This window comes from Ruegeria lacuscaerulensis, from assembly GCF_013034685.1.
Classification (GTDB): Bacteria; Pseudomonadota; Alphaproteobacteria; order Rhodobacterales; family Rhodobacteraceae; genus Ruegeria; species Ruegeria lacuscaerulensis_B.
The window spans coordinates 392,302-418,454 of record NZ_WQGO01000002.1 but is presented as its reverse complement, the minus strand read 5'-3'; the positions used below and the strand labels follow the sequence as shown (position 1 = coordinate 418,454).

Below are 26,153 nucleotides of genomic sequence, written 5' to 3'. Positions count from 1 at the left end.
CTCATCGCGCTGGCAAAGCGCCCAATACAGGACGGACACACAGGATATGAACATAGACAAAAAGATCACGGATGATCTGGTGGCCAACGATATCTCGTTCGTCACCACCGTTCCGTGCAAGCAACTGGCCGGAGTTATTGCCGAGATTGACGCCCATGACAGCATCTACCACATCCCGTCGAATAAAGAGGATGAGGGCATGGGCCTGTGCGCGGGCGCATGGATGGGGGGCAAGCGCCCTGCGATCATCATGCAGAACACCGCGATCGGGGTAACGATCAATACGCTGGCCACGCTAATCCAGTACTACCGGATGCCCTTGCCCATGCTGATCTCGTACCGGGGCGAGCTGCGCGAACCCATCGCCTGTCAGGTGGAAATGGCCGTTCACACCAAGGCACTGCTGGCACAATTGAATATCCCGACCTACCACTTTCACAATCAGGCGGATGTCGAGGAACTGGATGCGATCCTGAAATACACCTTCATGTGCAACAAACCGGTCGCCATTCTGACCGACGCCAATTTCTGGGGAGGCTACGGCGACCAATGATCCGTTCTGACGTTTTGAAAGAAATCGCTCCGATCCTGCGTGAACAGCTTGTGGTCTGCAATATCGGTATTCCCAGTCAGGAATTGCACGCCATCGACGATCAACCCAGCAATTTCTATATGCTGGGGACAATGGGTCTGGCCTCAAGCATCGGCCTGGGCCTGGCGTTGTCGCAGCCCAAACCGGTGATAGTCATCGACGGTGATGGCTCGGTCCTGACCAATCTGGGCACTTTGCCGACCATCGCCAACAACGTAGCCGACAATTACATCCTGCTAATCGTCGACAACGGCTCTTACGGCTCGACCGGCGATCAACCGACCTACGCGGGACAGAAAACCTCGCTGACGAAAATGGCCGAGGCGGCAGGCTGCGAGCGCGTGATCGAGTGTCAGGCCGAAGACACCGGCCGGGTGCTGCAAGAGGCGCTGGATGCCAAACAGATGACCATCATCGTGTGTAAATGCGAAAGCGGAAACGCCAAGATGCCGCCGATCACGATGGACCCAGTCGTCATCCGCGACCGCTTTATGAAAACCGTGATGGCCTGATGCTAGCCACCATCCACAGTGCCGAAGATGCCCGTCGTCTGGCGCGGCGGCGTCTTCCGTGGATGGTGTTCGACTACATAGATGGCGCAGCCGGTACCGGACAAGGTGCGATACGCAATCGCGCGGCACTGGACGCCATGACCCTGTGTCCACGGGTATTGCGGGATGTCAGCGAGCGGACGTTGGAAACGCGACTTTTTGGCAAGCCCGCGCAGCGCCCCTTTGGCATTGCACCGATGGGCATGTGCAACCTGTCCGCGCCCGGTGCCGATCTGATGCTGGCGCGGTTGGCGGCGCGTTATGCCATACCTCTGGGTGTATCGACCGTCGCCTCGACCCCTATGGAGAAGCTGATCGAGATTGCCGAAGGGCACGCCTGGTTTCAGCTCTATTTCAGCGGAGACGGCGCGGGAACGTTCAAGCTGGTCGATCGCGCAAAATCAGCCGGGTACAAGACCCTTGTGCTGACCGTCGATGTCCCCGAAGTGGGTCGCCGCCCGCGCGAACTGCGCCACGGGTTCAAGATGCCCTTCCGCATCGGTCCACAGCAGTTTCTGGACTTTGCGATGCATCCTTGCTGGTCCTTGGCCACATTGCGGTCGGGAAAGCCTCAGATGGCCAATTTCCTGATGGAAGGTTACGAGTTCGACCGTACAGAAAGCCGAGCCAAAGCCACGTGGGAAACGCTGGCCCGCCTGCGTGACCAATGGGACGGAAACTTGGTGCTGAAGGGTATTCTAGACCCCGAGGACGCGCTGGCCGCAAAATCCGCCGGAGCCGATGCGGTTCAGGTGTCCAGCCACGGCGCACGACAGTTGGACAGCGCCCCAGCCGCCTTTGACGCCCTGCGCCAGATACGAGATGCCGTTGGGCCGGAATATCCGCTGTTTTACGACAGCGGGCTACGCTCGGGTGAAGACGCAGTCAAGGCTATGATTTCCGGCGCCAATTTTGTGTTCTTCGGTCGGGTCATGCAATACGCAATCGCCGCCGCTGGCGAGGCTGGGCTGCATCAGCTCTGGGACGTATTGAGCGATGAATTTAGCATCACAATGGCCCAGATCGGGGCCACTTCCATCGACGATCTAAACCCCTGACCATTTGGCTGAACTCTTCTGCCCAGGCTTTTTGACCACCAATTTCTAGGTTGGCTTCGTGGGTTCGGTCATCAGATGTGCAGCGGACTGGTTGAACAGGGTGGCGTGTTGCTGGGCCGTGGCCTTGCCCGAGAACTGAGCGTCCTTGTGCAGGTTGATCGCGTCGATCACCGCCGGGCGCGCTTTGATACGCTGACGCCAAGCGGCCACATTGGGGAACCCGTCCAGTGAAACTCCCAAGGGTTTCGCAATAAAGGCCCAAGGGAAACACATCATGTCCACGATGGAATAGCGATCCAGCATATACTCCCGACCTTGCAGCCAGGTTTCCATCACCGCCAGCGCGCGCTCGAATTCGCCCTTGTAGCGTTTATGGGCGTAGGGCTGATCTTCGGGGCTGTAATTCACGAAGTGACTCAGCTGCCCACCCATCGGGCCTTGGTTGGCGGCCTGCCAGAACAACCACTCGTTAAAGGCTATCCGTTCGGCCGGGGTTTGCGGCCCGAACTGTCCCGTGCGCTCAGCCAGATAGAGCAGAATTGCGCCGCTCTCGAATACGGTTTGCGGCCCATCAGGCGCGTCGTGATCGACAATTGCGGGCATTTTCGCGTTGGGGCTGATGGCGCGGAAGGCAGGCGTGAACTGGTCTCCGGCGCGCAGATCCATTGGGACGGTGCGATGCTCCAACCCCGTTTCGCCCAGCATGATCGCCACTTTCCAGCCATTCGGGGTAGGAGAATAGTAAAAGTCGATCATGAGGCGTCTCCTGACTGCGCCTCGGCGCGTACTGCGTCTGTATGTTCGCCCAGCTCTGGCGCCGGGCGCAGATCGGTTGCGGGAGTGCCGTGAAATACGGCGGCAGGGCGCGTTTGACGCAATCGGCCCGCCGAGGGGTGGTCATATTCTACGATCATCCCGTTGGCGTGCAATTGCGGATGTTGGCGCATCTCTTGCCGGGTCAGAACAGCGGCACAGGGCACCCCTGCCTTTTCCAGTTCGGCCAACAGGGTGTCCCGGTCGATTTCCTGCACGATGGTCTGGGTCAACTCCAGCCGGGCATGGCGGTTGATGTCGCGCAGCTCGGTCGTTTTAAAGCGTTCATCCTCCAGAATATCCGGACGGCCTGTGGCTTGGGCCAGCGCCTCCCAGTGCTTATTCTGCATGATCGAAATGCTGAGATAGCCACCGCTCACCCGGTAGATCAGGTCGTGGAAAGACTGGCTTTCCTCTTTCTCCATCTCATCGCCAACGAATGTGTGGCCGTTCATATCCGAGGCCCAAAGGAAAGCTGCCACCGTGTCCAGCATCGACAGGGTCACTTTCTGCCCCTGCCCCGTGCGTTCGCGTGCGAACAACGCAGCGGTGACCGCCTGGCTCGCCTGCACCGCCGTCAACTTGTCGGGCAGAATGGTGCGCACCAGACGCGGGCGTTCCTCGTCCGAACCCGCCTGAACCGTGGTCAGGGCCGACAAGGCCTGAATCAGCGGGTCATAGACCGGTTTATTCGCCAATGGTCCATCGAACCCGAAGCCCGAGATCGACATATAGACCAGACGCGGATTCAGAGCGCTTAACACCTCATAGCCCAGGCCCAAACGATCCACGACACCGGGGCGGAAATTCTGGATGAACACATCTGCGGTTTTGACCAGAGACTTGATCATCTCGATATCGTCAGGGTTCTTCAGATCCGCCACTACCGAGCGCTTGTTGCGGTTGTTATTGAGGTATGAGGCCGAATGCCCACCCCGCCGCGTGGCCACATGGCGGGTAAAATCGCCTTCGGCGCGCTCGATCTTGATGACATCTGCGCCCTGATCGGCCAGGATCATCGTGCTCATCGGGCCCGAGACCACAGCCGTCAAATCCACCACCCGGACGCCCGACAGCGGCCCGTTGCGCCGAAGGTTTTCGCTTTGTGTCATCGCCAGTTCCTTTTGATCCCCGCGCCGATGCTAACTCCGGCACCGGCCAGAACGTAGAGCAAAAAGCTGGGGTGTCGTCGTCCAATATGCAAGCACCCGCTGCAATTGCGCCAGTTTTGTGGACCAAGTGCTCACCTGTGAGGCCGTTTGCTGAAAACGCTTTGGCAACTCATCTTGTTACAAGCCTCAGGCGTTCTTCGGGCATCCCTGCGCAGCGCTTCATCTGTTGTACTCGCGCTGCGAATGTCTTGACGACCGCCGCACTAGACAAAGCCTTTTACCTGTAGGAACCTGTGGCCAAACAGAAAACAGGGAGACGTTTGATGAAACTGCTTTCCAGCACAGCTTTGGCTTTGATGGTCTCTGCAACGGTGGCGTATGCCGCAGGCGGCGGAGCCTGTGCAGTGGACAAAACACTTGTGGAAGGAACGCTGACCATCGCCACTGGGAACCCGGCCTATTATCCTTGGGTGATGGATGATGCGCCCGAAAGCGGTCAGGGGTTTGAAGCGGCTGTTGCCTATGCCATCGCTGATAAAATGGGTTTCAGCTCGGATGATGTCACCTGGGTCCGCACCAGCTTTGATGAGGCGATTCAACCTGGCGCGAAGAATTTTGATTTCAACATGCAGCAATACTCGATCACCCCCGAGCGCGAGGAAATGGTCGATTTCAGCCTGCCATACTACGCCTCGGCCATGGCGGTTCTGACAACTCAAAATGTGGTCGACAACGGCGCCCAAGCAACATTGGACAGCCTCAAGGGTTTGAAATGGGGTGCCGTGGCCACCACGACTGCGCTGCCGATCCTCAATGACCTGATCCAACCTGCGAGCGATCCGCTGCTTTACAATGACAATGCCGATGTGAATGCCGCCATTATGGCGGGCCAGATCGACGCCGCACTGTATGATCTGCCCACGGCACTATATCTGTCGGCCGTGGTGGTGGAGGGCGGCGCGCTCTTGGGTCAGTTCCCGCCGGACAAGTCGGAAAACCCCGATCAGTTCGGACTTCTGATGGAGGAAGGGAACCCGTTGAAGGAATGCGTCGACGCGGCGATCTCGGAACTAACGGAAAGCGGCGAGCTTGCCGCTATCGAGGCCCAATGGCTGGCCGAGGCCACGGGTGTTCCGGTCATCGAATAAATGAGCGAAACATCGGTGCAGAACAAGGCGACCGAGCGCTCTAGCTCGGCGCCCACGCGGCGTGAGGTCTATGAGGCCGGGATTCGGCGGCGCTCGAACCGGATCGCGTTGACTTCAACAGCTATCGTGGTGCTGGCCATTGTGGTGCTAGTGCCGCTTGCCCCCGGCTGGGATGCTGTACAGCGCGCCTTTTTCAACGGTCGGGTCTTTGCGGCGACGTTTCCCGGCCTGCTCGAGGCCTTTCTGCTGAACGTGATGATTTTCGCGTGGTCCGCGCCGCTTATTGCCATCACCGGCCTTGCCATTGCGCTGTGTCGCGACACCCGCGCGCCTGCGCTGTTTCCACTTCGGCTGTTCGGGATTGCCTATACCGATGTCTTCCGCGGCCTGCCGGTGGTTCTCGTCATCTATATCATTGGCTTCGGGGTGCCCGGCCTTGGCCTACCCAGGCCCTGGAACAGCCCCTATATCTGGGGCACCTTGGCGCTGGTGCTGGTCTACTCGGCTTATGTGGCTGAAGTTATCCGTTCCGGCATCGACTCGATCCATCAGTCACAACGATCCGCCGCAGCCTCCTTGGGTCTGAGCGATCAGGACACCATGCGTTTTGTGGTCTTGCCGCAGGCTGTCCGCAACGTTGTTCCTGCCAATATGAACCTCTTCATTGCCTTGCAGAAGGACGTGGCGCTTTTGTCTTTCATCGGTCCGGTCGAGATTTTTCGTCAGGCCGGGGTCTACAAATCGCTTTACGCGAATTTTACGCCCTATGTCGGTGCCGCGCTCATCTTCCTAGCCCTGACCATCCCTGCCACACGATATGCAGATTATCTGATGAACAAGCAGAACCGGGCGCGCACATGACGACGAAACTATCCTTGCGAGGGGTACGCAAACGGTTTGGCGATCACGAAGTCTGCAAAGGCATTGATCTGGACGTGGCCGAGGGCGAGATGGTCTGTCTGATCGGGGCGTCCGGGTCTGGCAAGTCGACGCTCTTGCGCTGCATGAACCTGCTGGAACCGATTGACGATGGCGCAATCTGGCTGGACGGCGTGGACATATCCGAGCCGGGGCTGGACCCACAGCCCGTGCGTCAGCAAATCGGCATTGTATTTCAAAGCTATAACCTCTTTCCCCACATGACCGCAGCCGAGAATGTGATGCTGGCCCCGCGTCGTGTACGTGGTTTGAACCGGCAAGACCTGCTTCCAAGGGTAACGCAGCTTTTTGCCCGCTTCGGGTTGGGCGAACGGATGGGGCACTATCCAGATCAGCTTTCAGGTGGCCAACAGCAACGGGTGGCGATCATCCGAGCGTTGGCGATGGAGCCCCAGATCATGCTCTTTGACGAGATAACAAGCGCGCTTGATCCCGAACTTGTGGGCGAGGTGCTGGATGTGCTGCGCGATCTGCGACAGCAGGGCATGACCATGGTGCTGGCAACCCATGAGATGGGTTTTGCTCGAGAACTGGCTGACAAGGTCTGCTTTCTGGATGCAGGTCGTATTCTGGAACAAGGCCCGCCCGAGGTACTTTTTGCCGCGCCGCAAGAAGAACGCACCAAGGCCTTTCTTGCGCGGGTCCTCTGACCATATTGGTCCCGCCCAGTGGGCGTCCGCAACATCCTTTGCTGCATCGTTTCCACCTTTACTGTTGCGCGCAGGCATCTTGTTATGGGTTGATCAAAGCAACTTGGTACTTGTCGAGAATTTCCGCCAGTTCAGCACCGTAAGAGAACAGGGGTTCGCTGCGGACTGATCGGACTTTGGTCATCCCACGTTCAAATACTGCCACATTAGACTGTTCATTCAGGCGGGATGAAAAAATGATCCCGTCGGGCTGATCTTTATGTTCATGAATGGCCAGTGACCAAATCTGTCCCAATTCATGAGACTGTGCCCGGACCGCATCTGTCGGGATCCGATAAGACAGGGTGCCTGACCCACGGAGGTCCAAAAGTTTCAAAGGTTCTGTTGTGGCGATTTGAACTATCGACCATCCTTGCAGATACTTTCGAGAGATGGGGATACCTTCTTTGCCGGCGCCCAGCCCGCTGTCGCGTATGATGGCTTCTAAAACGCAAGTTTCGACACTCGTCCCGAAATAAACAGTCGCGTACGCATCGGCAGTGCCGCTACCAATCCTGGGATCTGAGAAACGGCTTGGAGCGGGGCGAAACCCCAACGGGTTTGGATATCGTGTCTGAAACGCGCGAAAATGCGGCACCTGGTCAAGGTCAACAAGATTGAGATCGCGCGCGTGGAATGCCTCGGTCGGCAGGAATTCATCAGGAAACAGACTGTCTGGCATTAAGTTGTGCTACCGCCAAGTACACCATCTATATGCGCCAGAACTTTTGAGGCTTCTCCACGGCGAAGTTTTTCGTAGACGGGCTCTCCTTGCGCATCCGGAAAAGTTTCGGTCAGCATCCGATAGGCCGTCCAGGCGTCACCGTCCAAACGATCAATGACCTCGCTTAGTCCCTCAATTGTTTCTCCGGTCGGCAAGATTTGCCACTCGGGATATTTGAGCGTCTTCGGCCCCCCGCGCAAAGCAAGAAGCTGTCCCGATTTGCGGCGCTTGTCGATTGCTTGGCGTGTAACACCAATGAGATCGGCCAATTGAGGTGTGGTCAGCATCTCATCACCAGCAAGCACAGCTTTGCTCGCGGCAACGCCGCGTCGTTCAGCGGCGCGCAGTGCCTTCTCAAGCGGGCTATTGACCACGGAACCTGTCGACTTTGAAACTTCGACAAACTTTGCCAAAGTATATGATTTTTCGCGCCGACCGCCTCGGGCGTGTTTACCCTTCGAACCCTTCTTGACACCTGCCGTAAGCGTCTTTGCGGCGGGGATATCGGTATGAATCCTGACACTTCCCTGAACATACTCAACGTTACTGACGGCATGCTCCACGCCATAGAAGGCCTTTTGCGTACTAGGGTTGCCTGTCTGCGGAATGCTCGGCTCGGAACTATGACCAAAGGCCACAACCTCCTCTTCGCCCAGGTTGGACAACATGGTCCTCAAAGCGGCCCCGAGATCGGCATCACTTGCATTCATATCGAACGATGACACCTCAACCCCACCGGGCATCGCGGCGGAAGTTCCTGTTTTCATGTTTGTTTTTCGGGTCATATCGGAAACCGTTTTTGTGAAAGCGTGAGAAGCGATCAGTCCGCACTAGACTTCAACGGACACTGCTACGCTCTGCCAATATGGTATCAATTGACCATTTTGTCAACTTTAGCAACCTAGTCAACTTTGCCAACCTAACAAAAGCACCCGGAAGATTCCCTGTATGAAACTGACAACTCGCTGAAATGAATTATGAAATGCCCCAAATACGCCACCTCAGCGGACGATTGAGTGCACCTTAGCTACCACGATTTCCCACTAGGAGATTCATCTTCAACATAGCTACGGAGCGCGTCGATATCCGAAATCTCGGCATGGTTTCGATTGATATTCACACCAACTGTTTTGAGCCTGGAAAACGCTCGGCTTAGGCTTTCGGGTTTCATTCCCAAACGACCGGCAATAAGCATCTTGTCGTAAGGTAGCGACACGTCGCAACGACCTTCGTCGCTGTCGCAAAGGTTCAACAAAAACTCGGCGACCCGCTGAGCGCCCGTTTGCGCCTTGAGCTGCTCTAGTTGAGCGACCAACGAATGCAAATGGGTAAACGTGGACGCCAGGATTGATATTCCTATTTCGGGGTCCTCTTTCATCAACGAGATCAGGATCGGGCTGGGGATATGCATCAATTCGCAAGCCGATACCGCTTCGGCTGATACCGGATACGGTACGTTTCGCAGGGCCACAGCCTCGCCAAAACTGTCGCCGCGCTTGAAAACACTGACGACAGCTTCTGCGCCGGTCGGTGTAATGCGAAACAGTTTAATCCACCCCGCCAGTACAACGTGAACAGCCTTCGCAGTTTCTTCCTGAAGGAAAATTGTCTCGCCACGATCATATTGCCGCCATATCGCATGGCTCAACAGCGTCTCGACGTGCTGATCCGGCAAACTGCGCAGCAAAATCGACTGACGTGCGATCGCTTTTTGTGCTTCATGAGGCAAGAATACTCTCCCGGTGTCTTTTAAGCCGCCGAAAAACCACCGTCCGGGCAGACTGTCTTTAAGTTATGTCAAACCCGCAGCGTTCGCATCAATCTTTTGATGCCGAGTCAACTTGACAATTGTCATGTCGAAAGCTGCACGCCTGGCTTACCCTTGGTGCAACGCCAGCAATCCGGGGGAGCACGAAATGGACTACGAGCGATTTTTTACCCAGCGCCTTAATGCCCTTCGGGACGAAGGAAACTATCGTGTATTCATAGACCTGCAACGACGCTGCGGGTTTTTTCCCAATGCAAGGCAAACCGATGGCACCGCAGAACGAGATGTGCGCATCTGGTGTTCCAACGACTATCTGGGCATGGGTCAGCACCCCGCTGTCATTGCCGCCATGCATGACGCGCTGGATCGCTGCGGCGCAGGTGCGGGCGGCACGCGCAATATTTCGGGCACCACCCATGACCACGTGCTGCTTGAGGCTGAACTGGCCGACTTGCATGGCAAAGAGGCCGCGCTGCTGTTCACCTCGGGCTATGTGTCGAACTGGGCGGCGTTGGGGACGCTGGCGGCAAAAATTCCAGACCTGATCGTTTTCTCTGATGCGCTGAACCATGCCTCGATGATCGAAGGCATCCGCCACTCACGGGCACAGAAGGTGATCTGGGCCCATAACGACCTTGCAGATCTTGAGGCCAAGCTGGCCGCAGCCGACCCCGACGCGCCCAAGATGATCGCCTTTGAATCGGTCTATTCCATGGATGGCGATATCGCGCCCATCAAAGAGATTTGCGATCTGGCAGATAAATACGGCGCGATGACCTATTTGGACGAAGTCCACGCCGTCGGGCTGTATGGCCCCTGCGGCGGCGGTATTGCCGAACGCGAAGGGCTGATGGATCGCCTGACCGTGATCGAGGGCACGCTGGGCAAAGCGTTTGGCGTGGTGGGCGGCTATATCGCAGCATCCGCCGCGCTGTGCGATTTCGTCCGCAGCTTTGCCAGCGGGTTCATCTTTACCACCGCGCTGCCGCCCTCGATTGCGGCCGGGTCTGCGGCCTCGATCCGGCATCTGAAACAGTCGAATGTGGAACGCGACCTGCAAAAAGCCCGCGTCGCGCAGGTTCGGGCGCGGCTGGATGCCGAAGGTATTCCGCATCTGCCCAACCCCAGCCATATCATCCCGGTGATGGTGGGCGATCCGGTGAAGTGCAAATTTATCTCGGACACGCTGCTGGAGGAGTTCGGCATCTATATCCAGCCGATCAACTATCCCACCGTCCCCAAAGGCACCGAACGTTTGCGGATCACGCCCTCGCCCGTGCATACGGATGACGATATCGACCATCTGGTCGGTGCGCTGTCCGCGCTGTGGCAGCGTTGCCAGATCGCGCGGATGCCGATGGCAGCTCAATAACCAAAGCGCCCCCACGCTTGAAAGGCCGTCGCCCCTTGGGGTGGCGGTTTTTCATATTAGGTAGAGGCCAAACAACACCACTGCAAAGCAAATCAGACCAAAGCTGAAGCCGCGCAGCCAGGCAGGGCTGTGAGCAAGGTCCAAATAGCGGGCCAGGATGAGGCGCGATTTGATCAGCGCCAGCAACAGGATCGCTGCGGCCAGTGCCGATCTGGGGATCGGCAACGGGATCAGCAGGGCCGACGCAACAGTCAGCGCCAGCAAAGCCACCCAGGTGCGTGTGAGCGGGTTCAGGAGCCTCCGGCGGCCGTATTTGGAACAAGAAGAAAGTGCGGACATCGCCCTTATCCCAAAAGGTAAATAACAGGGAACAGCATTATCCAGACCAGATCGACCATGTGCCAGAACTGGGCGCCCGCCTCGATGTTGCGGGGGTGGTCGTGCCAGGCGACCAGCAGAAGCACACCCACACCGGCCAGCACATGTGCCGCGTGAAAGCCGGTCAGCAGGTAGTAGAATAGGAAGAACGGGTGTGTTTCGAACGAGATGCCCTGGGCGGCTTTGTCCGCGTATTCGATCCCTTTGATGATCAAAAAGACAACACCCAGAAGGGCCGCGCCGATCAGGCTGAACCGCGCAGCTTTGCCACGCTCAGTCTGCCGCCAATGCAGTGCCATTGCCGCCAGATACCCTGACGTTACCAGAACTGCGGTATTCAGGGCGGCTCCGGTTCGGTGCAGATGCGACTGCGCCTCGGCAAAGCCTGTCGGGTCGGTCAGGCGCACACCCATGAACGCGATCAGGCCCGCACCGAAAACCAGCAGTTCCGAAATAATCAATACCCACATCAGCAACTCGCCCGGAAGCTCGTCGATCAGAGAGCTGCCGCTCATGCGCCCACCAGTTGGCGGTAGATCTGTGGCAGCGCCATGGTCAGGCGGTGCGGGTCGGGGATGACGGCAAAGCCCCCCTGCCCGAACATGCGTGGGAACCAGCTTTTGCCGGTCTTGTCGATGGTGACGCCAAAGACCGATTGCCCGGCGCGGCGCGCCTCGCGGATCGCCATGCAGGTGTCCTCGATGCCGTGGCGGCCTTCGTAGTGGTCCAGATCGTTTGGTTTACCGTCTGTGATGACCAACAGCAAGCGGCGTTTTCGGTATTGCACCGCAAGATCGGCCGAGCAATGGCGGATCGCGGCCCCAAGCCTCGTGTAGTGGCCTGGACGCAGCGAGGCGATGCGTTGTTCGACGGTGCAGCCCATCGGCTCATCGAACTGTTTGCAGCGTTGCACATAGACGCGCTGGCGTTTCAGCGAACTGAAGGCGTGGATGGCGAAATCGTCGCCGCAGGCATTCAGGCCCCAGGCGAGTGCGGCCAACGCCTCGCGTTCGATGTCGATTACCGCGCGACCAGTGACAGCACTTTCGGTCGAGCGGCTGACATCCAGCAGGATCGAGACCGCCAGATCGCGTGCCTCGGGGCGGGATTGCATCCAGATACGTTCATTGCCTTCGCCGCTGGCGAAGCGGTCCGTTTCAGCGCGCACGGCAGCTTCGATATCCAGCTGATCGCCATCAAGATGGCCGCGCGTCATGACGCGGCCGGGACGCAGGGCCTCGAACTGACGTTTGACGGCGCGGATGCGGCGGGCGGTGGCGGGGTCTTTGTCAAACTCGGCGGAGTCGTCGCGTATATCGGCTTCGGACAACAGGACGTTCACATGGTCGGGCAGGTATTGGCCAGTGCGCACATCCCATTCGGGATAGAGGATGCGGCCAGACAGGCGTTCGCGGTTCACATCCTCGGGGGCCAGATCCAGATGTAGCTTAAGCTTGGTGGGCGGGGCTTTGGAAATCTGGCCCAACCCGATCTCTTCCTGATCGTCCGCGGCTTTCTTGGCGTTGTCGGGGTCGTCATCGTCGATGCGCCGGTTGATGTTCAGGAACTCAGCCCAGCTGAGGATGGCTTCGAACTTATGCAGGATGAAACTGTCACTGCGGTTCGCCTGATCCGATTTGCGACGGCGAGCGCGGTGGGTTTTTTCGCCGGATTCCTCAGGTTCACCTTCAGTGTCGGGGTTCTCGACCTCATTGTGTTCGGAAAAGCCGACGGTGCGCAGCTCTGGCCACAGGGGCACCGGGCGAAAGCGTTGATAGCCGCGCGGGGCCTCAGCCTGAAGGTCCAGATAGGCGCGGGCCCGGTCGGACAGCGGATGGGGATCACCCAGCATGTTTCGGATGATGTTTTCAACCGCCGCTTCGGCAGGGGGCAGATCGGGGACGCTGCGTTGATGCAGCAAACCCTTGCACAGCTCGGCATATAGCGGGCGCAGGCCGGGGGCATCTTCCAGGGTGTCCCTGACCATCTGCCGGGCCGCAGCCAGCGCGCGCAGATCAGCGCGCAGCAGGTCGGTTTCGTCTGTGCGGGTTCCGGCATGGGCCGCTGCAGCGGCCAGCCAGACATAAAGCGCACCATTGGCCTCGCGCAGCGGATAGACCGCTAATCGGTCGGGCAGACGCAGAACCTCTCCGTCGAACGAGGCGCGCGGCATCAGTTCGGCCTCGGTCGCCAGTTTGCGGCGCCAGCTTAGACGGTGGCGTGAAATCTCGGGTGAGACCGGGCGCAATTCAACGCCCGGGCTACCCCCAAGTCCTCTAAAGAGGACGGCCAGCCGCCCCGCGACCTCTGAGAGGTCGACCGCGGCTCCATCATGCACCTTGGGTGCATCGAGGCGGCTGGCAAGGGTGTGCCACAGTTTCCCGATCGTTTCTTCGGGTTCCCATGGCTCAAAATCGATCCTGACCATCGGCCGGCCTCACCCAAAGACAGCCGTGACAAGATCGAGGAGCCCGCGTTTGATATCCTCGTCATCTGTCAGAGGTTCAACCATAGCGGCAAGGATGGCGCGGTCGGTGGACATGCCCTGTGCGATCAGTGTCGCGGCATAGACGACCAAACGGGTGGAGACGCCTTCCTCAAGGTCCTGACCCTTGAGCCCGCGTAGCTTGTTCGCCAGCCGGATCAGCGGCTTGCAGCGTTCCAGCGGCAGGCCACTTTCCTTGGCGACGACTTCGGCCTCCATTTCAGGTGACGGAAAATCGAACTCCAGCGAGAGAAACCGCTGCCGGGTCGAGGGTTTCAGGGTTTTCAGGATATTCTGGTATCCGGGGTTGTATGATGCGACCAGCATAAAACCGGGCGCGGCCTCAAGCTCTTCGCCGGTGCGGTCGATCGGCAGGATGCGCCGGTCGTCGGTCAGCGGGTGCAGCACGACGGTGACGTCTTTACGGGCTTCGACCACCTCATCAAGGTAGCAGATCGCGCCTTCGCGCACCGCGCGGGTCAGGGGGCCGTCGACCCAGACCGTTTCACCGCCTTTCAGCAGATAGCGGCCGATCAGGTCGGCAGCAGCCAGATCGTCATGGCAGGCCACGGTATAAAGCGGGCGGCCAAGCCGGGCGGCCATATGGGCCACAAACCGGGTCTTGCCGCAGCCTGTCGGGCCTTTCAGAAGAACCGGCAGGTCGTTGTTGTAAGCGGCGCAGAACACATCGCATTCATCGCCTTGGGGCAGGTAGAAGGGGGCGTTTGCCGCCCCCTCACTCAGTTTCATGGAGCCGTCCATATCCATCACTCCGCAGGGGTTTCAGCTGCGCCGGATTCAATCACCTCTTTCCGGGGGACCCAGAGCGAGTAGATGAACAGCAGCGCGCCAAGGACAACGACCACACCAGACCCCAGACGCATCCAGTAGAAGATCGCAATCTGGTCCTGCACATCCATGAAGTAGTCTCCGACCACCCGCTGCATGTGTGTCTGGACGGTGCCACCGAAGGTCAGCACAAAGGTCATGAAGACCATGCCCGAGGACATCAGCCAGAACGATCCCATGTTCAGCACCTGATTATACGGATCGCGGTTTTTCAGGATCGGCATGGCATAGCTGAAGATCGCCAGGTTCAGGCAGACATAGGCGCCATAGAAGGCCAGGTGACCGTGGGCTGCGGTGATCTGCGTGCCGTGGGTATAGTAGTTCACCCCGTGCAGCGTATGCAGGAAGCCCCAGACACCGGCACCAAAGAAGGCCAGCGTCGCACAGCCCAGCGACCACAGCAGAGCGGCCTTGTTGGGATGGTCCCGGCGGCCTTTCCAGACCATGACAAAGGCAAAGGCCATCATCGCAAAGAACGGGATCACTTCGAGGCTTGAGAAGATCGACCCGATCCACTGCCAGTAGGCAGGCGTACCGATCCAGTAGTAGTGGTGCCCTGTGCCAAGGATGCCAGAGAACAGCGCGGCGGCGACGATGACATAGAGCCATTTCTCGACCACCTCACGGTCCACGCCTGTCAGCTTGAGCATCAGATAGGCCAGGATCGACGCCATGATCAGCTCCCACACGCCTTCAACCCACAGGTGGACGACATACCACCAGTATTGCTTGTCGAGCGACAGGTTGCCGGGGTTATAAAAGGCAAACAGAAACAGCAGCGCCAGACCCCACAGACCCAACAAAAGGATGTTGGTGATCGCGGTCTTCTTACCCTTCAGCACGGTCATCGACACGTTGTAAAGGAAGATCAGCGCGGCAACGACGATGCCGGCCTTGACCCATTTGGGTTGTTCCAGGAACTCGCGTCCCTCTTTACCCAGCAGCCAGTTGCCTTCGAACAGGTTGAACGTATAGGTCAGCACCACGCCCAGTGTTCCGAGGATCAGGATCGCCAGTTGCGCGTAGGCCAGCGTGGGCGAATGAATTTCGCGTTCCGCCTCTTCGGGGATCAGAAAGTACGCCGCACCAAAGAAGCCGGTAATCAACCAGACGATTAGGGCATTGGTATGCAGCATCCGCACGATGTTGAACGGCAACAGATCAGCCAGGAAGTTCGGAAACACATAGATCAGACCGGCCAGCAGGCCGCCGATCACCTGGATCGCGAACAGGCCCATTGCGAATGCGAAATACGCGTAGGCCACTTTTTGGGATTCATATTTCATTGTTCCGGTTCCCTTCTCAGCCCGCCTCGTTGGGCGGCCAGTCCTGAGCGTCAATATTGTCCGTCCAGATCAGGAAGTTCGCCAGATCGCGGATCTCTTCGTCGCTGAGGTTGAAATTGGGCATTTGCCGGCGACCGGGAATGCCGGTCGGCTGCGCCTCCATCCAGCCCTTGAGGGACTCAAAGGCCGATTCCGGGTCGTCCAGCACGCCCCAACGGGTCATGACGTTGCCGACTTCGGGGGCATAGTATGCGCCCTCGCCCAGGATCGTATGACAGTTGATACAGGCGTGTTTTTCCCAGACATGTTTGCCCCGGACCACGCTTTCATCCAGCTTGGCGGTGTTTTCCGACCGCAGGATATACAGATGGGAATGGGCCGACAAAGCCAGAAAGATGAGGATAAAGAACAGGGACCCGCCGTAGAATATATTGCGAGCCATGCTCTTGGTCATGACTTCACGCATTGCGCTCTCCTTTGCGCAGATTAGCTAGTATGGGCAGAATGGAGATTGGGCAGGCCCGGCTCCTTAACGAAAGTCAAGCCTGTGGGATTTTACGCGGATCGGGCTGCGCGGGCGCCCGTCAACGCGGGCCACATCGCAAGCAGATACAGGGCAAAAGCCGCAACCCACAGCCCGTCCGACAGCAGCATCGCCACCAGATAGCCCGCGTTCAGATCGGTGCCGATCCAACGGGTCAGCGCGGCGACGGCCATCAGCCCGTAGGCCACTACCATCGGTCCCGGCGCGACCAAATCGCGCCCACTGTGACCCAGTGCGGCGCGACTCATGACGGCCAAGGTCATACCCCCAACACAGCCGATGCCTAATACGTGCAGCGCGGCGACCTCATTGCCCAGGCCAAGCCCGGCCAGACCCCATAGGATCAGACCCAGCGCCAACATGCCCAGCCCCAGATGCAGCGCCAAAAGGATCGGTTGGTGCAGGGTCCAGCGAGTGCGCCAGCGTGCCATGCGCAGAACCTGAACCCCACCCAGCAGCAGGGCCAACGCCGCGGCAACCCGACCTATGCCGAAGACCAACACGCTCAGCGGCAGGGTCAGCGCCAACACCATCCCCGCCCTGTCCAACGCCGCGACAGATACCGGCCACTCCGCCTCGGGAACAGCGGCACGTTTCATGGCGTTGCGAGTAAAAGCTGGCGTAATCCGTCCTCCTAAAATGGCGATCATCGCACACAAGGTCAGCAAACCTGCGCGCAGGCCGGTTTGCAGCGTGTTTTCCGTCACCCCCATCCATTCCAGATGCGTTAACAGATCCGCCACCCAGATGAAGACCAGCAACAGCAGAAAAATCATGTTTTGCGGCTTCGGCCGCCGCATCAGCTGAGTCGCGATCTTGGCCGCCAGTATCGGCACAAAGGTCAGATCAACCGCCGCAACCAGAACCGGTGATATCATCCCTGAAAACCACATGGCCATCCGCCCTGCCAACCACATTGCGGCAGCCAATGTAATGAACCGCACGCGCGCGTCCGCCGCTCCTGTCCAGTTGGGAACTGCCGTCAGAAAAAACCCACCAAGCGCTGCGGTGGCATAGCCGAAAACCATCTCATGCGCATGCCACATTGGGGGCGTCATCCCGTAGTTCGGTGCCAGATAGGGCACGCTTAACCACAGACCCCAGACCAACCCGGCAAATAGGCCATAGAGCCCAGCGGACAGAAAGAAAACGCGAAACCCTTCCCCAAATACGCGGGTTAAGATTGTGGGCATGGCTGCTCTCCTTGACGGTTTTGGTCATCCTATCAAGGCGCTCAACCGCACTGCTTAACCAAAGTCAAAACCCGGCAAACATGCCCGTAAGACTCAGATTTTACTGCCGGATTTTCAGGTTTTTTCGCGGCTGACGACAAATTGCCTCGGCACTGTTGACTTTCGTCAAGGATCACCGGTCGCCGATGTCTCAGGCTTGGACCTGCCTCACCAGCAAACGGAGAGTGATCATGTCACTTGGAATCAGCTACAATAAAACCGGTCGCGCCTTTGGGGTCGGTTTGGCGATGCTGCTGGGCAGCGTCGCTGCACCTGCCCTGGCAGAAGAGCCAACCCTGAGCAAGGAAGCCTTTGAATCCTCGAAACAGCTGTACTTTGAACGCTGCGCCGGTTGTCACGGCGTGTTGCGCAAAGGGGCAACAGGCAAAAGCCTTGAGCCTGTGGTCGAGAAGAAAAATGACGATGGCACCGTCACCGTATCCGGTACCCTGAAACTGGGTCAGGAACGGCTTGAGAAGATCATCGCATGGGGTACCGAAGGTGGGATGAACAACTTCTCGGACGTCATGACCGAGGACGAAATCCGCGATATGGCGACCTACATCCAGATGGAGCCGCCCAAGCCGCCCGAGATGTCGCTGGAACAGATGATGGCGACCCGCAAGGTCTATGTGGAACCCGAAGATTACCCGACCGAGCCTCTGCATGGCCGCAACTGGGAAAACTTCTTTGTCGTCATTGAGCGTGACGTAGGCAAGGTGGCCGTGATCGACGGTGATACCAAGGAAGTGCTGGCGCATATCCCAACCGGCTATGCCGTGCACGTTCTGAAAGCGTCCGAGCACCATAAACTGGAAGAACCGGAAAATCCGGGCCGCTTCTGGTACACGATGGGCCGGGACGGCAAGATGACCAAGATCGACCTGTGGCAGAACCCTGAAAACATGCTCGTGGCCGAAGTCACCATTGGGTATGACGCCCGCGACGTGGCTGTTTCGGGTGACGGTAAATACGTCATCGGTGGGGCCTATTGGCCGCCGCACTTTGCAATTGTCGATGCCGAAACCATGGAGCCGAAAAAGGTTGTCTCAACGCGCGGTGTGAACGTGGACGGGGATTATGTGGAAGAAAGCCGTGTGGCCGCCATCTACACCACCCCGAACGAGCCCACATGGATTGTCGCCGTCAAGGAACTCGGCCAGCTCTGGCAGGTGGACTACACCGACCTGGACAACCTGCGGATCGACAAGATCGACAGCGCCAAGTTCCTGCATGATGGGTTCTTCGACCCAACCGGTCGCTACTTCCAGATCGCCGCAAACGCGTCGAACAAAATGGTTGTCGTCGATACCCAGACTCACAAGCTGGAAGCACTGATCGACACTGCGCCGCTGCCGCACCCCGGCCCTGGTGCAAACTGGGATGACCCGAATTGCGGTCCTGTTGCAGGCACAACCCACCTGGGCGAAGGCACGGTCACCGTTTGGGGTAACGACCCCGAAGGTCACCCCGATCAGGCATGGCAGACTTGCTATGAAGTTGAAACCGATGGACCCGGTCTGTTCATCCGGACCCACCCGGAATCAGACTATATCTGGGCCGACCAGACCAAACACCCCGAGCCTGAAATTCAGCAATCGGTGCAGGTCATCGACAAGGCCACCGGTGAGATCGTGAAAACGATCCAGATCACCGAAGAGGAAGGCAATGTCGCCGTCCACTTCGAGTTCAACCAGGACGGCTCCGAGGTCTGGGTTTCCAAGTGGAACCGCTCGACCTCGAAAGAGCCTAACGGTGAGATCGTGATCTTCGACGCCAAAACGCTGGAAGAGAAAGCGCGCGTGAAAGGTCTGTTCGCGCCGACTGGCAAGTTCAACGTCTACAACCGGTCGAACCACGTCACCTGACGGGTTCAGCACCAAACACCAGAAAGGGCGGGCCCCTCGCCCGCCCTTTCTTCGTTTGACTTCTCATCAAAATCCACAGGCCTGACACCCAGGGCCAGAAAAGAAAGCCATAACGGAGACTGGATATGACCTCCGAACCGGAAAAGAAAAAACCAATCTGGCGCCGGTATTTCCTGTGGGGAATGCCCGTGGCTGGAATCGCCGCGGCCTTTGTCGGCGGCATCATCTTCTGGGGCGGGTTCAACACCGCCATGGAAGCGACCAACACCAAGGAATTCTGCGTCTCGTGCCACGAGATGCGCGATTTCGTTTACGAAGAATACACCGGAACGATCCACGACGTGAACCGTTCAGGCGTCGGCGCCGTCTGTTCCGATTGCCACGTGCCGAAGGACTGGACGCACAAGATCATCCGCAAGATCAAGGCGTCTAAAGAGCTGTATGGCAAGATGGTCGGTACCATCAACACGCGCGAGAAATTCGAAGCCAAGCGCGTGCATCTGGCGATGAACGAGTGGGAACGGATGAAGGCCACCGACTCGCGCGAGTGCCGTAACTGCCACGATTTCGAATCCATGATGCCCGAGTTCCAGAAACCCCGCGCACGGCAGCAGCACTTGAACGCGATGACCGTGGGTCAGACTTGTATCGACTGCCACAAGGGGATTGCCCACTCGGATGCCCGTGATCGGGCGGATGAGGAGTATCTGGAAGAACTCGAGGCGCCGAACCCGGCCTTTATCCGCGAGATACCGGCTGAATATCTGGCCAGTCTGGAACGGATCGAAGCCAAAGAGGCGGCAGAGGCTGAGGCTGAAAAAGCTGCACGTGTTGCGCAGCAAGAGGCGGTGCAGGCCCAGATCGCAGCAGCTGTAGATGCAGCTGTGGCCGAGGAACGGGCCAAAGCCGCTGGCGAAGAGGCCGCCGCGCCCGCTGAGGGTGGCAGCGATGTCGGCACGAATATCGACTGGAATGCGGTCGCCAGCGCTGACATGAAACTGTTCTATCCGGGTCAAGCCTCGTTCGAATGGGTGCAGAATGGTCGATCACATGGGGGCGCACGGCCTTTGACCAAGGGCGGCGACAAATGCACGACCTGTCACGCCGCCGAGCTGGACGCGATCGGCAACAAGATTGTTGCCGGGGGAGAGCTTGAACCGACACCGATCCCCGGAAAACGCGGTGTGATCGACGCAACCGTGCAGGCGGCCCATGATGATGAGAACCTCTATATCCGCCTGCAATGGCCGGATGCGGGCCACAGCCCTGCCCCGTTCGTGGATGGTGGAAAGATGGACCCCGACAACCAGATCAAGGTGGCCATGATGATCACCGGCACCGGTATCGAAATGGGCGATCAGGTGGGTTGCTGGGCCTCGTGCCACGCGGACAACACCTATATGCCCTTTGATCCGGGCGCCGAGGAGATTGCAGCAAATGCGGATGTCTCGGGCCGTCTGGCCGCTCAGGACACAGTGACTAAGTATATCAGTGAAAGCCGGACCGAGATCGACACCAAAGGCCGCCGGGGCAAGCCTCTGGGTGGTTGGGACAAGCTGCACGCGGCTGAACAGATCGAGCAATATCTGGCTGATGGCACCTATTTGGACTTGATGCGCGTCTATGCCGATGGCAGCGCTAGCAACGGTTATCTGTTGGAGCAACGCGTGGTCAATGACGGCGAGATTGCCGCCTCGGCCAGCCTGGACGGCGGAATGTGGACGGTGGTCTTTACCCGTCCGCTGAACTCGGGCGCACCGGGGGATGTGCTACTGGAAGCAGGCAAAACCTACACCGTCGGTTTTGCAATCCACGATGATTTTGCCGCCGCCCGGTTCCACCACGTGACGCTGGATACCAGCCTGGCGCTAGACGACGACAGCGCGTTCATCAACGTGGTTAAACAGTAAACGGCAGGGGCCGGACGATCCGGCCCCTTCCCCAAAGAAGAGGAGATTTGGACGATGAAACCCCAACACCTTCTTCCCGCCCTGCTGCTTCTGGCTGCGCCCGCATGGGCGGATGACACTGCCGAACTCTGCGCCGAAGCCGAAGACCGCTATGTCGAGCTGTTCGGCCAGCCCTCATCCGCGGTCGAGGATGCCGAGGTGGTGTTGATGTACAAATACACCTTCTGCCCGGTCGACCTGACGGTCAAACCCGGGACCACGGTGCGCTGGGTCAATGTGGACAAGCGCACCAGCCATTCGGTGTTGCTGAAAGATGGCAGCGAGCCCGAAAGCGACCGGCTTTTCCCCGAGGAATCGGTTGATCTGACCTTCCTCACCCCCGGCCCGCAGGACTACCTGTGCGGACCGCATTGGGAGACACAGAACATGATCGGAATGATCACCGTCGAACCCTGAGCCGAGGCAACCATGCAGGCAGAACAAAGGAGCGCGGGCGCAAATCCCGCGCTCCTTAACTTTAGTCAAGGCAAGGCGGCCGAGAATGCGGGAACCTTGGGGCAAGACACGCCCGGCCTGCCCAGCAACGTCCCAGACACGCAGCGCGATTCCGGGTTCCGACTACATTCAGATCAAGCGAGTTAGCACATGAGCGGTAAGGTTTTTCTGATTGGCGCAGGCCCCGGCGACCCCGAGCTGATGACTCTGCGTGCGCTGCGGATGCTGAAGGAAGCGGATGTGGTTGTGTACGACCGTCTTGTTTCGGCCGATATTTTGAACCTGCACGCGGATGGCGCGCGGTTAGTCCCCGTGGGTAAGGCGCCCAAATGCCATACGGTGCCGCAAGATCGGATCAATGAAATCCTCGTCGACGAAGCCCGCGCCGGTCACACAGTCGCGCGCCTTAAGGGCGGCGATCCCATGATCTTTGGCCGTGGCTCTGAAGAGGCCGCCTATCTGATGGACCGTGGCATTCCTGTCGAATACGCGCCGGGGATTACGGCGGCGCAGGGGGCATCGTGCTCCACTGGCGTGCCGCTTACCCATCGCGGGATTGCTACGTCGGTGCAATATGTCACCGGGCACCGGCAGGCCGACAAGGTGCTGGATCTTGACTGGAAACGGCTGGCCGACCCGGACTCGACATTGGTTGTTTATATGGGCGTCGCCAATATCGGCCAGATCGCCATAGGCCTAATGACCGAGAACCTGCCCGGATCAACCCCGGTTCTGGCTGTCGGCAAAGCGACGACCCCGAATGAGCGCCGCATGGTGTCCCGGCTGGATCGGTTGGCGGCGGATGTGCGCGAGGCTGATCTGAAAGCGCCTACGCTGTTCATCATCGGCAAAGTGGTTTCGCTTTATGCCGAAAAGCCTTTGGCAGAGCTGTTGGAGCAAGCACATGGCTAGTCTCGCCCATCGCCGACCAGGGTTTCGCGACGTCGCGACGACCCGCAGTGCAGGCTGGACCGCGCGCGCCGCTCTGACAACCGCCGTGCTTGTGGCCACAACCGCCTTTGCCGCCGACACGCTGGACCCCAACGCCCTGAAACGGCTGGTCCACCAAGATTGCGGCTCGTGCCACGGGCTGTCGCTAAAAGGTGGACTTGGGCCCGATCTCCGACCTCAAAATCTTGAACACTATGACGCCGAAATTCTGACAGGCGTGATCCTTGACGGCATCCCAGACACCGCAATGCCCCCATGGCGACCCTTGATCAGTGAAGAAGAAGCCGAATGGATCGCCCGTTACCTGTTGCAACAGGAGACCCAATGAAACACCTCATCCTCACCCTTGCCGCGACCCTCTTGATGACCACGGCGCAGGCCGAACCCACAGCCACCGGAGATCTGGGCCTTGTGATCGAACGGGCCAAGGGCTCGGTCCTGCTGGTCGATCAATCCGACCGCGCCGCGCTGGCCCGGATCGAAGGGCTGGGCGACCTGTCCCATGCCTCGCTGGTCTATTCGCCCGACGAACGCTTTGCCTATGTGTTCGGGCGTGACGGAGGGCTGACCAAGGTTGATATCGTCACCCGCCAGATCGTGAACCGCGTCGTGCAGGCGGGCAACGCCATCGGCGGCGCGATTTCGGACGATGGCAAACTGGTCGCCGTATCCAACTATGAACCCGGCGGTGTGCGGGTCTTTGATGCGGATACGCTGGAGATGGTCGCCGACATCCCCACCGACAGCAAAACCATCGGTCTGGTCGACGCGCCTGGCCGCCGGTTCGTGTTCACCATGTGGGACACGGGCGAGACCTGGATTGCCGATTTCTCCAAGGGTGACCCGGCGATCACCAAGATCACCAACATGGGCAAAAACCCCTATGACGCGCTGATCACCGCCAATGGCCGCACCTATATCACCGGCCTGTTTGGCGAGGACGGTCTGACTGCGCTGGACTTGTGGGCCGAGACGCCCGAACCCATCCGCGTGCTGCCCAATTACGGACGCGGGCAAGAGGAAATGCCAGTTTACAAGATGCCTCATCTGGAAGGTTGGGCGCTGTCGGGCCGCGAATTCGTGCTGCCCGCCGTGGGTCATCACGAGGTACTGTGGATCGACGCCGACACCCTGACCGAGACCGGTCGCACACAGACGCACGGCCAACCGGTTTTTGCCATGGCACGTCCTGACGGGCGGCAGGTCTGGGTGAACTTTGCCCACCCGCTGAACGACACGGTTCAGGTGATCGACGGCGTCAGCAAAGAGATCATCCACGAATTCAAACCAGGACCCGCCGTGCTGCATATGGAATTCACTCCGCGCGGACATGAGGTCTGGATCAGCGTGCGCGATGCCAACAAGGTCATGGTCTACGACACGCAAAGCTTCGAGAAACTACGCGAGATCGAGGCCGACAGCCCATCCGGCATCTTCTTCACCGCACGTGCACACAAAACGGGGCTGTGAGATGATACATATCACCGACCCGATTGATCGCCGCCTGCTGGATGAGTTTCAACGCGATTTTCCTGTCACGGAACGTCCGTTTCAGGTTTTGGCAGATACTCTGGGTCTGGAAGAATCCGAAGTTCTGGATCGTCTGGAGCGGATGCGCAAAACCGGACGGATCACGCGGGTTGGAGCTACAATTGCGCCGGGCGCAGTTTCGGCCAGCACCTTGGCAGCCGTCGCCGCTCCGGAGAGCCGTTTAGAAGAGGTGGCCGCGCTGATAGACGCGGAACCCGGCGTTAACCACAACTACCAGCGCGAGGATGAGTGGAACCTGTGGTTTGTGGCCACTGGCCCAGACCGCACGCATGTAAACGAGACGCTGGCACGGATTTCCCGGCGCACCGGGTTACGCGTTCTGGACCTGCGGTTGGTGCGCCCGTTCAACGTCGATCTGGGCTTCCGCATGTCCGGCGCGGCGCGCCAAGTGCCTGGCCCGCGCCGCGTTGACCGTTCAGTCATGCGGGATGGCGACCGCTCCGTGTTGCAAGCACTCAGTTCCGGTTTGCCTCTGGTGGCCAAACCCTATGCTTTGCTGGCACATGCGCTGGGATGCAATCCCGCTCAGGTTATGAACCGGATCAGAGTTCTGCACGCGGCTGGTATCATTTCCCGGCTGGGCGTCATCGTGCGCCACCGCGCACTCGGATGGTCGGCCAATGCGATGGTGGTCTGGGACATGCCCGCCGAACGGGTCGAAACAGCAGGGCCCGCACTGGCCGCCCATCCCGGTGTGACCTTGTGCTACGAGCGCAACCCCGTCGAAGGCGTCTGGCCCTATCGTCTTTATTCCATGATCCATGCGCGTTCACGCACCGAGGCTCTGGAGATTCTGGCCGGGGCCTCAGCGCTACCCGAACTGTCGGGAACCAAGCACAAAGTTCTGTTCTCAACCCGTTGCTTTAAACAGACCGGTGCGTTGATCCAAGCCAAAGAGGTGGCCGCATGATGCTGGATGACACCGACCGCGCGATCCTGAACCGGATGCAAGATGACCTGCCGCTGACCTCGCACCCCTATGCAGCGATTGCCGACGAGTTGGGGATCGAGGAATCCGACCTGCTGGCCCGGTTGGGCCACATGAAAGAGGACCGCGTCATAACCCGGTTCGGACCTTTCTTTGACGCAGCCGCAATGGGTGGTGCCTTTTGCCTCTGCGCCATGGCCGTGCCTGCGCAGGAATTCGAAACCGTCCTGACCAAAGTCAATGCACATCCCGAGGTGGCGCATAATTATGAGCGTACGCACCGGCTGAACGTGTGGTTCGTTCTTGCGACCGAGACGCCCGAGGGGATCGCAACGGCAGCCGAGGCCATCGAACGGGATACCGGGATCACGGTCCTGCAATTTCCCAAACTTCAGGAATTCTTCATCGGTTTCCGGGTAGCAGCATGATTGACGCAAAAGAACGAGAGATTGTCGAAGCGCTGCAAGGCGGTTTGCCTTTGGTTCCCGCTCCCTATAGGCAAGTTGCCGATAATCTGGGGTTGGAAGAAGACGATCTTCTGTTCCGCCTGGCCGATATGAAATCGCGTGGCGTGATCCGGCGCATTGCCGCGGCGGCCAATCACTACAAGTTGGGCATGACATCGAACGGAATGACCGTCTGGGATGTCGAGGATACGCGGGTTGCCGATCTGGGCCCGCAGATCGGACTGCTGGCTTTTGTGACCCATTGCTATGAACGCCCCCGCGCCCTGCCCGACTGGCCCTATAACCTGTTCGCCATGGTCCATGGATCGGACCCGATCGAGGTCGAGGAAAAGCGCGCGGAGATTGCCGCTATCCTGGGTGATGCCTGCCGGGCGCAGGATATCCTCTATTCCACACGCATCCTGAAAAAGACTGGGCTGCGCCTGAAACAGAAAGGCTGAGGA

Annotated in this window: 28 protein-coding genes; 16 read left to right on the top strand and 12 right to left on the bottom strand. The window is 58.9% G+C overall.

Annotated features, from left to right (window positions below; all coding sequences use genetic code 11):
- Positions 1–46 precede the first annotated feature (46 nt).
- The 3 genes from comD to GOV80_RS06340 are packed head-to-tail and all read left to right on the top strand — an operon-like array spanning position 47 to position 2,201.
- Positions 47–553 carry a sulfopyruvate decarboxylase subunit alpha gene (gene comD / locus GOV80_RS06350; protein ID WP_170771920.1) on the top strand — a complete coding sequence of 169 codons (507 nt, stop codon included), beginning with the start codon at positions 47–49 and terminating at the stop codon, positions 551–553.
- Complete coding sequence (comE, locus tag GOV80_RS06345; RefSeq protein WP_170783300.1) at positions 550–1,104, top strand: sulfopyruvate decarboxylase subunit beta; 555 nt, start codon at positions 550–552, stop codon at positions 1,102–1,104. The genes comD and comE overlap by 4 nt, the downstream gene beginning before the upstream one ends.
- Positions 1,104–2,201 carry an alpha-hydroxy acid oxidase gene (locus GOV80_RS06340; protein ID WP_170783299.1) on the top strand — a complete coding sequence of 366 codons (1,098 nt, stop codon included), beginning with the start codon at positions 1,104–1,106 and terminating at the stop codon, positions 2,199–2,201. The genes comE and GOV80_RS06340 overlap by 1 nt, the downstream gene beginning before the upstream one ends.
- A gap of 45 nt (positions 2,202–2,246) precedes the next feature.
- On the opposite strand, the gene GOV80_RS06335 is transcribed toward GOV80_RS06340, so the two are convergent.
- Both GOV80_RS06335 and GOV80_RS06330 read right to left on the bottom strand, forming a co-directional pair.
- Positions 2,247–2,957, bottom strand: a complete 711-nt coding sequence (locus tag GOV80_RS06335; RefSeq protein WP_170783298.1) for a glutathione S-transferase family protein — start codon at positions 2,955–2,957, stop codon at positions 2,247–2,249.
- On the bottom strand, positions 2,954–4,126 hold the full coding sequence (locus GOV80_RS06330; RefSeq protein WP_170783297.1) for a CaiB/BaiF CoA transferase family protein: 1,173 nt from the start codon (positions 4,124–4,126) through the stop codon (positions 2,954–2,956). Before GOV80_RS06330 ends, GOV80_RS06335 begins: the two co-directional genes overlap by 4 nt.
- 320 nt (positions 4,127–4,446) lie before the next feature.
- On the opposite strand from GOV80_RS06330, the gene GOV80_RS06325 reads away from it, so the two are divergent.
- Genes GOV80_RS06325 through GOV80_RS06315 form a run of 3 tightly spaced genes read left to right on the top strand, consistent with a single transcriptional unit; the run spans position 4,447 to position 6,863 of the window.
- Positions 4,447–5,274: an ABC transporter substrate-binding protein gene (locus tag GOV80_RS06325; protein WP_170783296.1), complete on the top strand. Its 828-nt coding sequence runs from the start codon at positions 4,447–4,449 to the stop codon at positions 5,272–5,274.
- A complete protein-coding gene (locus tag GOV80_RS06320) occupies positions 5,275–6,135 on the top strand; it encodes an amino acid ABC transporter permease (protein WP_170783295.1) in 861 nt (286 codons plus the stop codon).
- The gene (locus tag GOV80_RS06315) at positions 6,132–6,863 is read left to right on the top strand and encodes an amino acid ABC transporter ATP-binding protein (RefSeq protein WP_170783294.1); all 732 of its coding nucleotides are present in this window, start codon (positions 6,132–6,134) and stop codon (positions 6,861–6,863) included. The genes GOV80_RS06320 and GOV80_RS06315 overlap by 4 nt, the downstream gene beginning before the upstream one ends.
- 82 nt (positions 6,864–6,945) lie before the next feature.
- Here the strand turns inward: GOV80_RS06315 and GOV80_RS06310 are convergent, their stop codons facing one another.
- The 3 genes from GOV80_RS06310 to GOV80_RS06300 all read right to left on the bottom strand — a co-directional run bounded on the left by GOV80_RS06310 (position 6,946) and on the right by GOV80_RS06300 (position 9,355).
- A complete protein-coding gene (locus GOV80_RS06310) occupies positions 6,946–7,584 on the bottom strand; it encodes an RES family NAD+ phosphorylase (protein WP_170783293.1) in 639 nt (212 codons plus the stop codon).
- Positions 7,584–8,411: a hypothetical protein gene (locus GOV80_RS06305; protein WP_170783292.1), complete on the bottom strand. Its 828-nt coding sequence runs from the start codon at positions 8,409–8,411 to the stop codon at positions 7,584–7,586. The genes GOV80_RS06310 and GOV80_RS06305 overlap by 1 nt, the downstream gene beginning before the upstream one ends.
- A gap of 242 nt (positions 8,412–8,653) precedes the next feature.
- Entirely contained in the window at positions 8,654–9,355 is a 702-nt protein-coding gene (locus GOV80_RS06300; protein ID WP_170783291.1) for a Crp/Fnr family transcriptional regulator, read from the bottom strand.
- A 187-nt stretch (positions 9,356–9,542) separates the two neighbouring features.
- Between GOV80_RS06300 and hemA the strand changes: the two genes are divergently transcribed.
- Positions 9,543–10,766 (top strand): 5-aminolevulinate synthase, encoded by a 1,224-nt coding sequence (hemA, locus tag GOV80_RS06295; RefSeq protein ID WP_170783290.1) that lies wholly within the window; start codon positions 9,543–9,545, stop codon positions 10,764–10,766.
- 51 nt (positions 10,767–10,817) lie between these two features.
- On the opposite strand, the gene GOV80_RS06290 is transcribed toward hemA, so the two are convergent.
- From GOV80_RS06290 to GOV80_RS06260, 7 genes are all read right to left on the bottom strand, one after another.
- Positions 10,818–11,105 carry a cytochrome C oxidase subunit IV family protein gene (locus tag GOV80_RS06290; RefSeq protein ID WP_170783289.1) on the bottom strand — a complete coding sequence of 96 codons (288 nt, stop codon included), beginning with the start codon at positions 11,103–11,105 and terminating at the stop codon, positions 10,818–10,820.
- A 5-nt stretch (positions 11,106–11,110) separates the two neighbouring features.
- On the bottom strand, positions 11,111–11,659 hold the full coding sequence (locus GOV80_RS06285; protein ID WP_170783288.1) for a cytochrome c oxidase subunit 3: 549 nt from the start codon (positions 11,657–11,659) through the stop codon (positions 11,111–11,113).
- Positions 11,656–13,572, bottom strand: a complete 1,917-nt coding sequence (locus tag GOV80_RS06280; RefSeq protein ID WP_170783287.1) for a nitric oxide reductase activation protein NorD — start codon at positions 13,570–13,572, stop codon at positions 11,656–11,658. The genes GOV80_RS06285 and GOV80_RS06280 overlap by 4 nt, the downstream gene beginning before the upstream one ends.
- Positions 13,573–13,581: 9 nt before the next feature.
- Complete coding sequence (locus GOV80_RS06275) at positions 13,582–14,391, bottom strand: CbbQ/NirQ/NorQ/GpvN family protein (protein ID WP_419555620.1); 810 nt, start codon at positions 14,389–14,391, stop codon at positions 13,582–13,584.
- Between the two features lie 5 nt (positions 14,392–14,396).
- On the bottom strand, positions 14,397–15,764 hold the full coding sequence (locus tag GOV80_RS06270; RefSeq protein ID WP_170783285.1) for a cbb3-type cytochrome c oxidase subunit I: 1,368 nt from the start codon (positions 15,762–15,764) through the stop codon (positions 14,397–14,399).
- A gap of 16 nt (positions 15,765–15,780) precedes the next feature.
- Positions 15,781–16,230 (bottom strand): c-type cytochrome, encoded by a 450-nt coding sequence (locus GOV80_RS06265; RefSeq protein WP_170771892.1) that lies wholly within the window; start codon positions 16,228–16,230, stop codon positions 15,781–15,783.
- Between the two features lie 89 nt (positions 16,231–16,319).
- A complete protein-coding gene (locus GOV80_RS06260) occupies positions 16,320–17,501 on the bottom strand; it encodes an NnrS family protein (RefSeq protein ID WP_170783284.1) in 1,182 nt (393 codons plus the stop codon).
- A 230-nt stretch (positions 17,502–17,731) separates the two neighbouring features.
- Between GOV80_RS06260 and GOV80_RS06255 the strand changes: the two genes are divergently transcribed.
- The 9 genes from GOV80_RS06255 to ahbB (GOV80_RS06215) all read left to right on the top strand — a co-directional run bounded on the left by GOV80_RS06255 (position 17,732) and on the right by ahbB (GOV80_RS06215) (position 26,150).
- A complete protein-coding gene (locus tag GOV80_RS06255; protein WP_170771888.1) occupies positions 17,732–19,408 on the top strand; it encodes a cytochrome D1 domain-containing protein in 1,677 nt (558 codons plus the stop codon).
- Between the two features lie 125 nt (positions 19,409–19,533).
- Positions 19,534–21,318, top strand: coding sequence for a NapC/NirT family cytochrome c (locus GOV80_RS06250; protein WP_214647966.1), 1,785 nt, complete (start codon positions 19,534–19,536; stop codon positions 21,316–21,318).
- 54 nt (positions 21,319–21,372) lie between these two features.
- Positions 21,373–21,774: a cupredoxin domain-containing protein gene (locus tag GOV80_RS06245; protein WP_170783283.1), complete on the top strand. Its 402-nt coding sequence runs from the start codon at positions 21,373–21,375 to the stop codon at positions 21,772–21,774.
- Between the two features lie 189 nt (positions 21,775–21,963).
- Entirely contained in the window at positions 21,964–22,725 is a 762-nt protein-coding gene (cobA, locus tag GOV80_RS06240) for a uroporphyrinogen-III C-methyltransferase (protein ID WP_170771884.1), read from the top strand.
- Positions 22,718–23,092: a c-type cytochrome gene (locus tag GOV80_RS06235; protein WP_237215678.1), complete on the top strand. Its 375-nt coding sequence runs from the start codon at positions 22,718–22,720 to the stop codon at positions 23,090–23,092. Before cobA ends, GOV80_RS06235 begins: the two co-directional genes overlap by 8 nt.
- Positions 23,089–24,234 carry a cytochrome D1 domain-containing protein gene (locus GOV80_RS06230; RefSeq protein WP_170783282.1) on the top strand — a complete coding sequence of 382 codons (1,146 nt, stop codon included), beginning with the start codon at positions 23,089–23,091 and terminating at the stop codon, positions 24,232–24,234. The genes GOV80_RS06235 and GOV80_RS06230 overlap by 4 nt, the downstream gene beginning before the upstream one ends.
- A 1-nt stretch (position 24,235) precedes the next feature.
- Positions 24,236–25,225 (top strand): siroheme decarboxylase subunit beta, encoded by a 990-nt coding sequence (gene ahbB / locus GOV80_RS06225; protein WP_170783281.1) that lies wholly within the window; start codon positions 24,236–24,238, stop codon positions 25,223–25,225.
- Entirely contained in the window at positions 25,222–25,671 is a 450-nt protein-coding gene (locus GOV80_RS06220) for an Lrp/AsnC family transcriptional regulator (RefSeq protein WP_170783280.1), read from the top strand. The genes ahbB (GOV80_RS06225) and GOV80_RS06220 overlap by 4 nt, the downstream gene beginning before the upstream one ends.
- On the top strand, positions 25,668–26,150 hold the full coding sequence (gene ahbB, locus GOV80_RS06215; RefSeq protein ID WP_170783279.1) for a siroheme decarboxylase subunit beta: 483 nt from the start codon (positions 25,668–25,670) through the stop codon (positions 26,148–26,150). Before GOV80_RS06220 ends, ahbB (GOV80_RS06215) begins: the two co-directional genes overlap by 4 nt.
- Positions 26,151–26,153: the final 3 nt, after the last annotated feature.

Bases quoted from the DNA above. Each gene is read 5' to 3' on its own strand.
- GOV80_RS06220 (WP_170783280.1), top strand. From the start codon at position 25,222: ATGATGCTGGATGACACCGACCGCGCGATCCTGAACCGGATGCAAGAT.
- ahbB (WP_170783281.1), top strand. From the start codon at position 24,236: ATGATACATATCACCGACCCGATTGATCGCCGCCTGCTGGATGAGTTT.
- GOV80_RS06250 (WP_214647966.1), top strand. From the start codon at position 19,534: ATGACCTCCGAACCGGAAAAGAAAAAACCAATCTGGCGCCGGTATTTC.
- GOV80_RS06305 (WP_170783292.1), bottom strand. From the start codon at position 8,411: ATGACCCGAAAAACAAACATGAAAACAGGAACTTCCGCCGCGATGCCC.
- GOV80_RS06270 (WP_170783285.1), bottom strand. From the start codon at position 15,764: ATGAAATATGAATCCCAAAAAGTGGCCTACGCGTATTTCGCATTCGCA.
- GOV80_RS06265 (WP_170771892.1), bottom strand. From the start codon at position 16,230: ATGCGTGAAGTCATGACCAAGAGCATGGCTCGCAATATATTCTACGGC.
- comE (WP_170783300.1), top strand. From the start codon at position 550: ATGATCCGTTCTGACGTTTTGAAAGAAATCGCTCCGATCCTGCGTGAA.
- GOV80_RS06235 (WP_237215678.1), top strand. From the start codon at position 22,718: ATGGCTAGTCTCGCCCATCGCCGACCAGGGTTTCGCGACGTCGCGACG.
- GOV80_RS06290 (WP_170783289.1), bottom strand. From the start codon at position 11,105: ATGTCCGCACTTTCTTCTTGTTCCAAATACGGCCGCCGGAGGCTCCTG.
- GOV80_RS06310 (WP_170783293.1), bottom strand. From the start codon at position 7,584: ATGCCAGACAGTCTGTTTCCTGATGAATTCCTGCCGACCGAGGCATTC.
- GOV80_RS06285 (WP_170783288.1), bottom strand. From the start codon at position 11,659: ATGAGCGGCAGCTCTCTGATCGACGAGCTTCCGGGCGAGTTGCTGATG.
- GOV80_RS06280 (WP_170783287.1), bottom strand. From the start codon at position 13,572: ATGGTCAGGATCGATTTTGAGCCATGGGAACCCGAAGAAACGATCGGG.
- GOV80_RS06245 (WP_170783283.1), top strand. From the start codon at position 21,373: ATGAAACCCCAACACCTTCTTCCCGCCCTGCTGCTTCTGGCTGCGCCC.
- GOV80_RS06260 (WP_170783284.1), bottom strand. From the start codon at position 17,501: ATGCCCACAATCTTAACCCGCGTATTTGGGGAAGGGTTTCGCGTTTTC.
- cobA (WP_170771884.1), top strand. From the start codon at position 21,964: ATGAGCGGTAAGGTTTTTCTGATTGGCGCAGGCCCCGGCGACCCCGAG.
- GOV80_RS06230 (WP_170783282.1), top strand. From the start codon at position 23,089: ATGAAACACCTCATCCTCACCCTTGCCGCGACCCTCTTGATGACCACG.
- GOV80_RS06335 (WP_170783298.1), bottom strand. From the start codon at position 2,957: ATGATCGACTTTTACTATTCTCCTACCCCGAATGGCTGGAAAGTGGCG.
- hemA (WP_170783290.1), top strand. From the start codon at position 9,543: ATGGACTACGAGCGATTTTTTACCCAGCGCCTTAATGCCCTTCGGGAC.
- GOV80_RS06330 (WP_170783297.1), bottom strand. From the start codon at position 4,126: ATGACACAAAGCGAAAACCTTCGGCGCAACGGGCCGCTGTCGGGCGTC.
- GOV80_RS06320 (WP_170783295.1), top strand. From the start codon at position 5,275: ATGAGCGAAACATCGGTGCAGAACAAGGCGACCGAGCGCTCTAGCTCG.
- GOV80_RS06315 (WP_170783294.1), top strand. From the start codon at position 6,132: ATGACGACGAAACTATCCTTGCGAGGGGTACGCAAACGGTTTGGCGAT.
- ahbB (WP_170783279.1), top strand. From the start codon at position 25,668: ATGATTGACGCAAAAGAACGAGAGATTGTCGAAGCGCTGCAAGGCGGT.
- GOV80_RS06275 (WP_419555620.1), bottom strand. From the start codon at position 14,391: ATGGACGGCTCCATGAAACTGAGTGAGGGGGCGGCAAACGCCCCCTTC.
- comD (WP_170771920.1), top strand. From the start codon at position 47: ATGAACATAGACAAAAAGATCACGGATGATCTGGTGGCCAACGATATC.
- GOV80_RS06255 (WP_170771888.1), top strand. From the start codon at position 17,732: ATGTCACTTGGAATCAGCTACAATAAAACCGGTCGCGCCTTTGGGGTC.
- GOV80_RS06340 (WP_170783299.1), top strand. From the start codon at position 1,104: ATGCTAGCCACCATCCACAGTGCCGAAGATGCCCGTCGTCTGGCGCGG.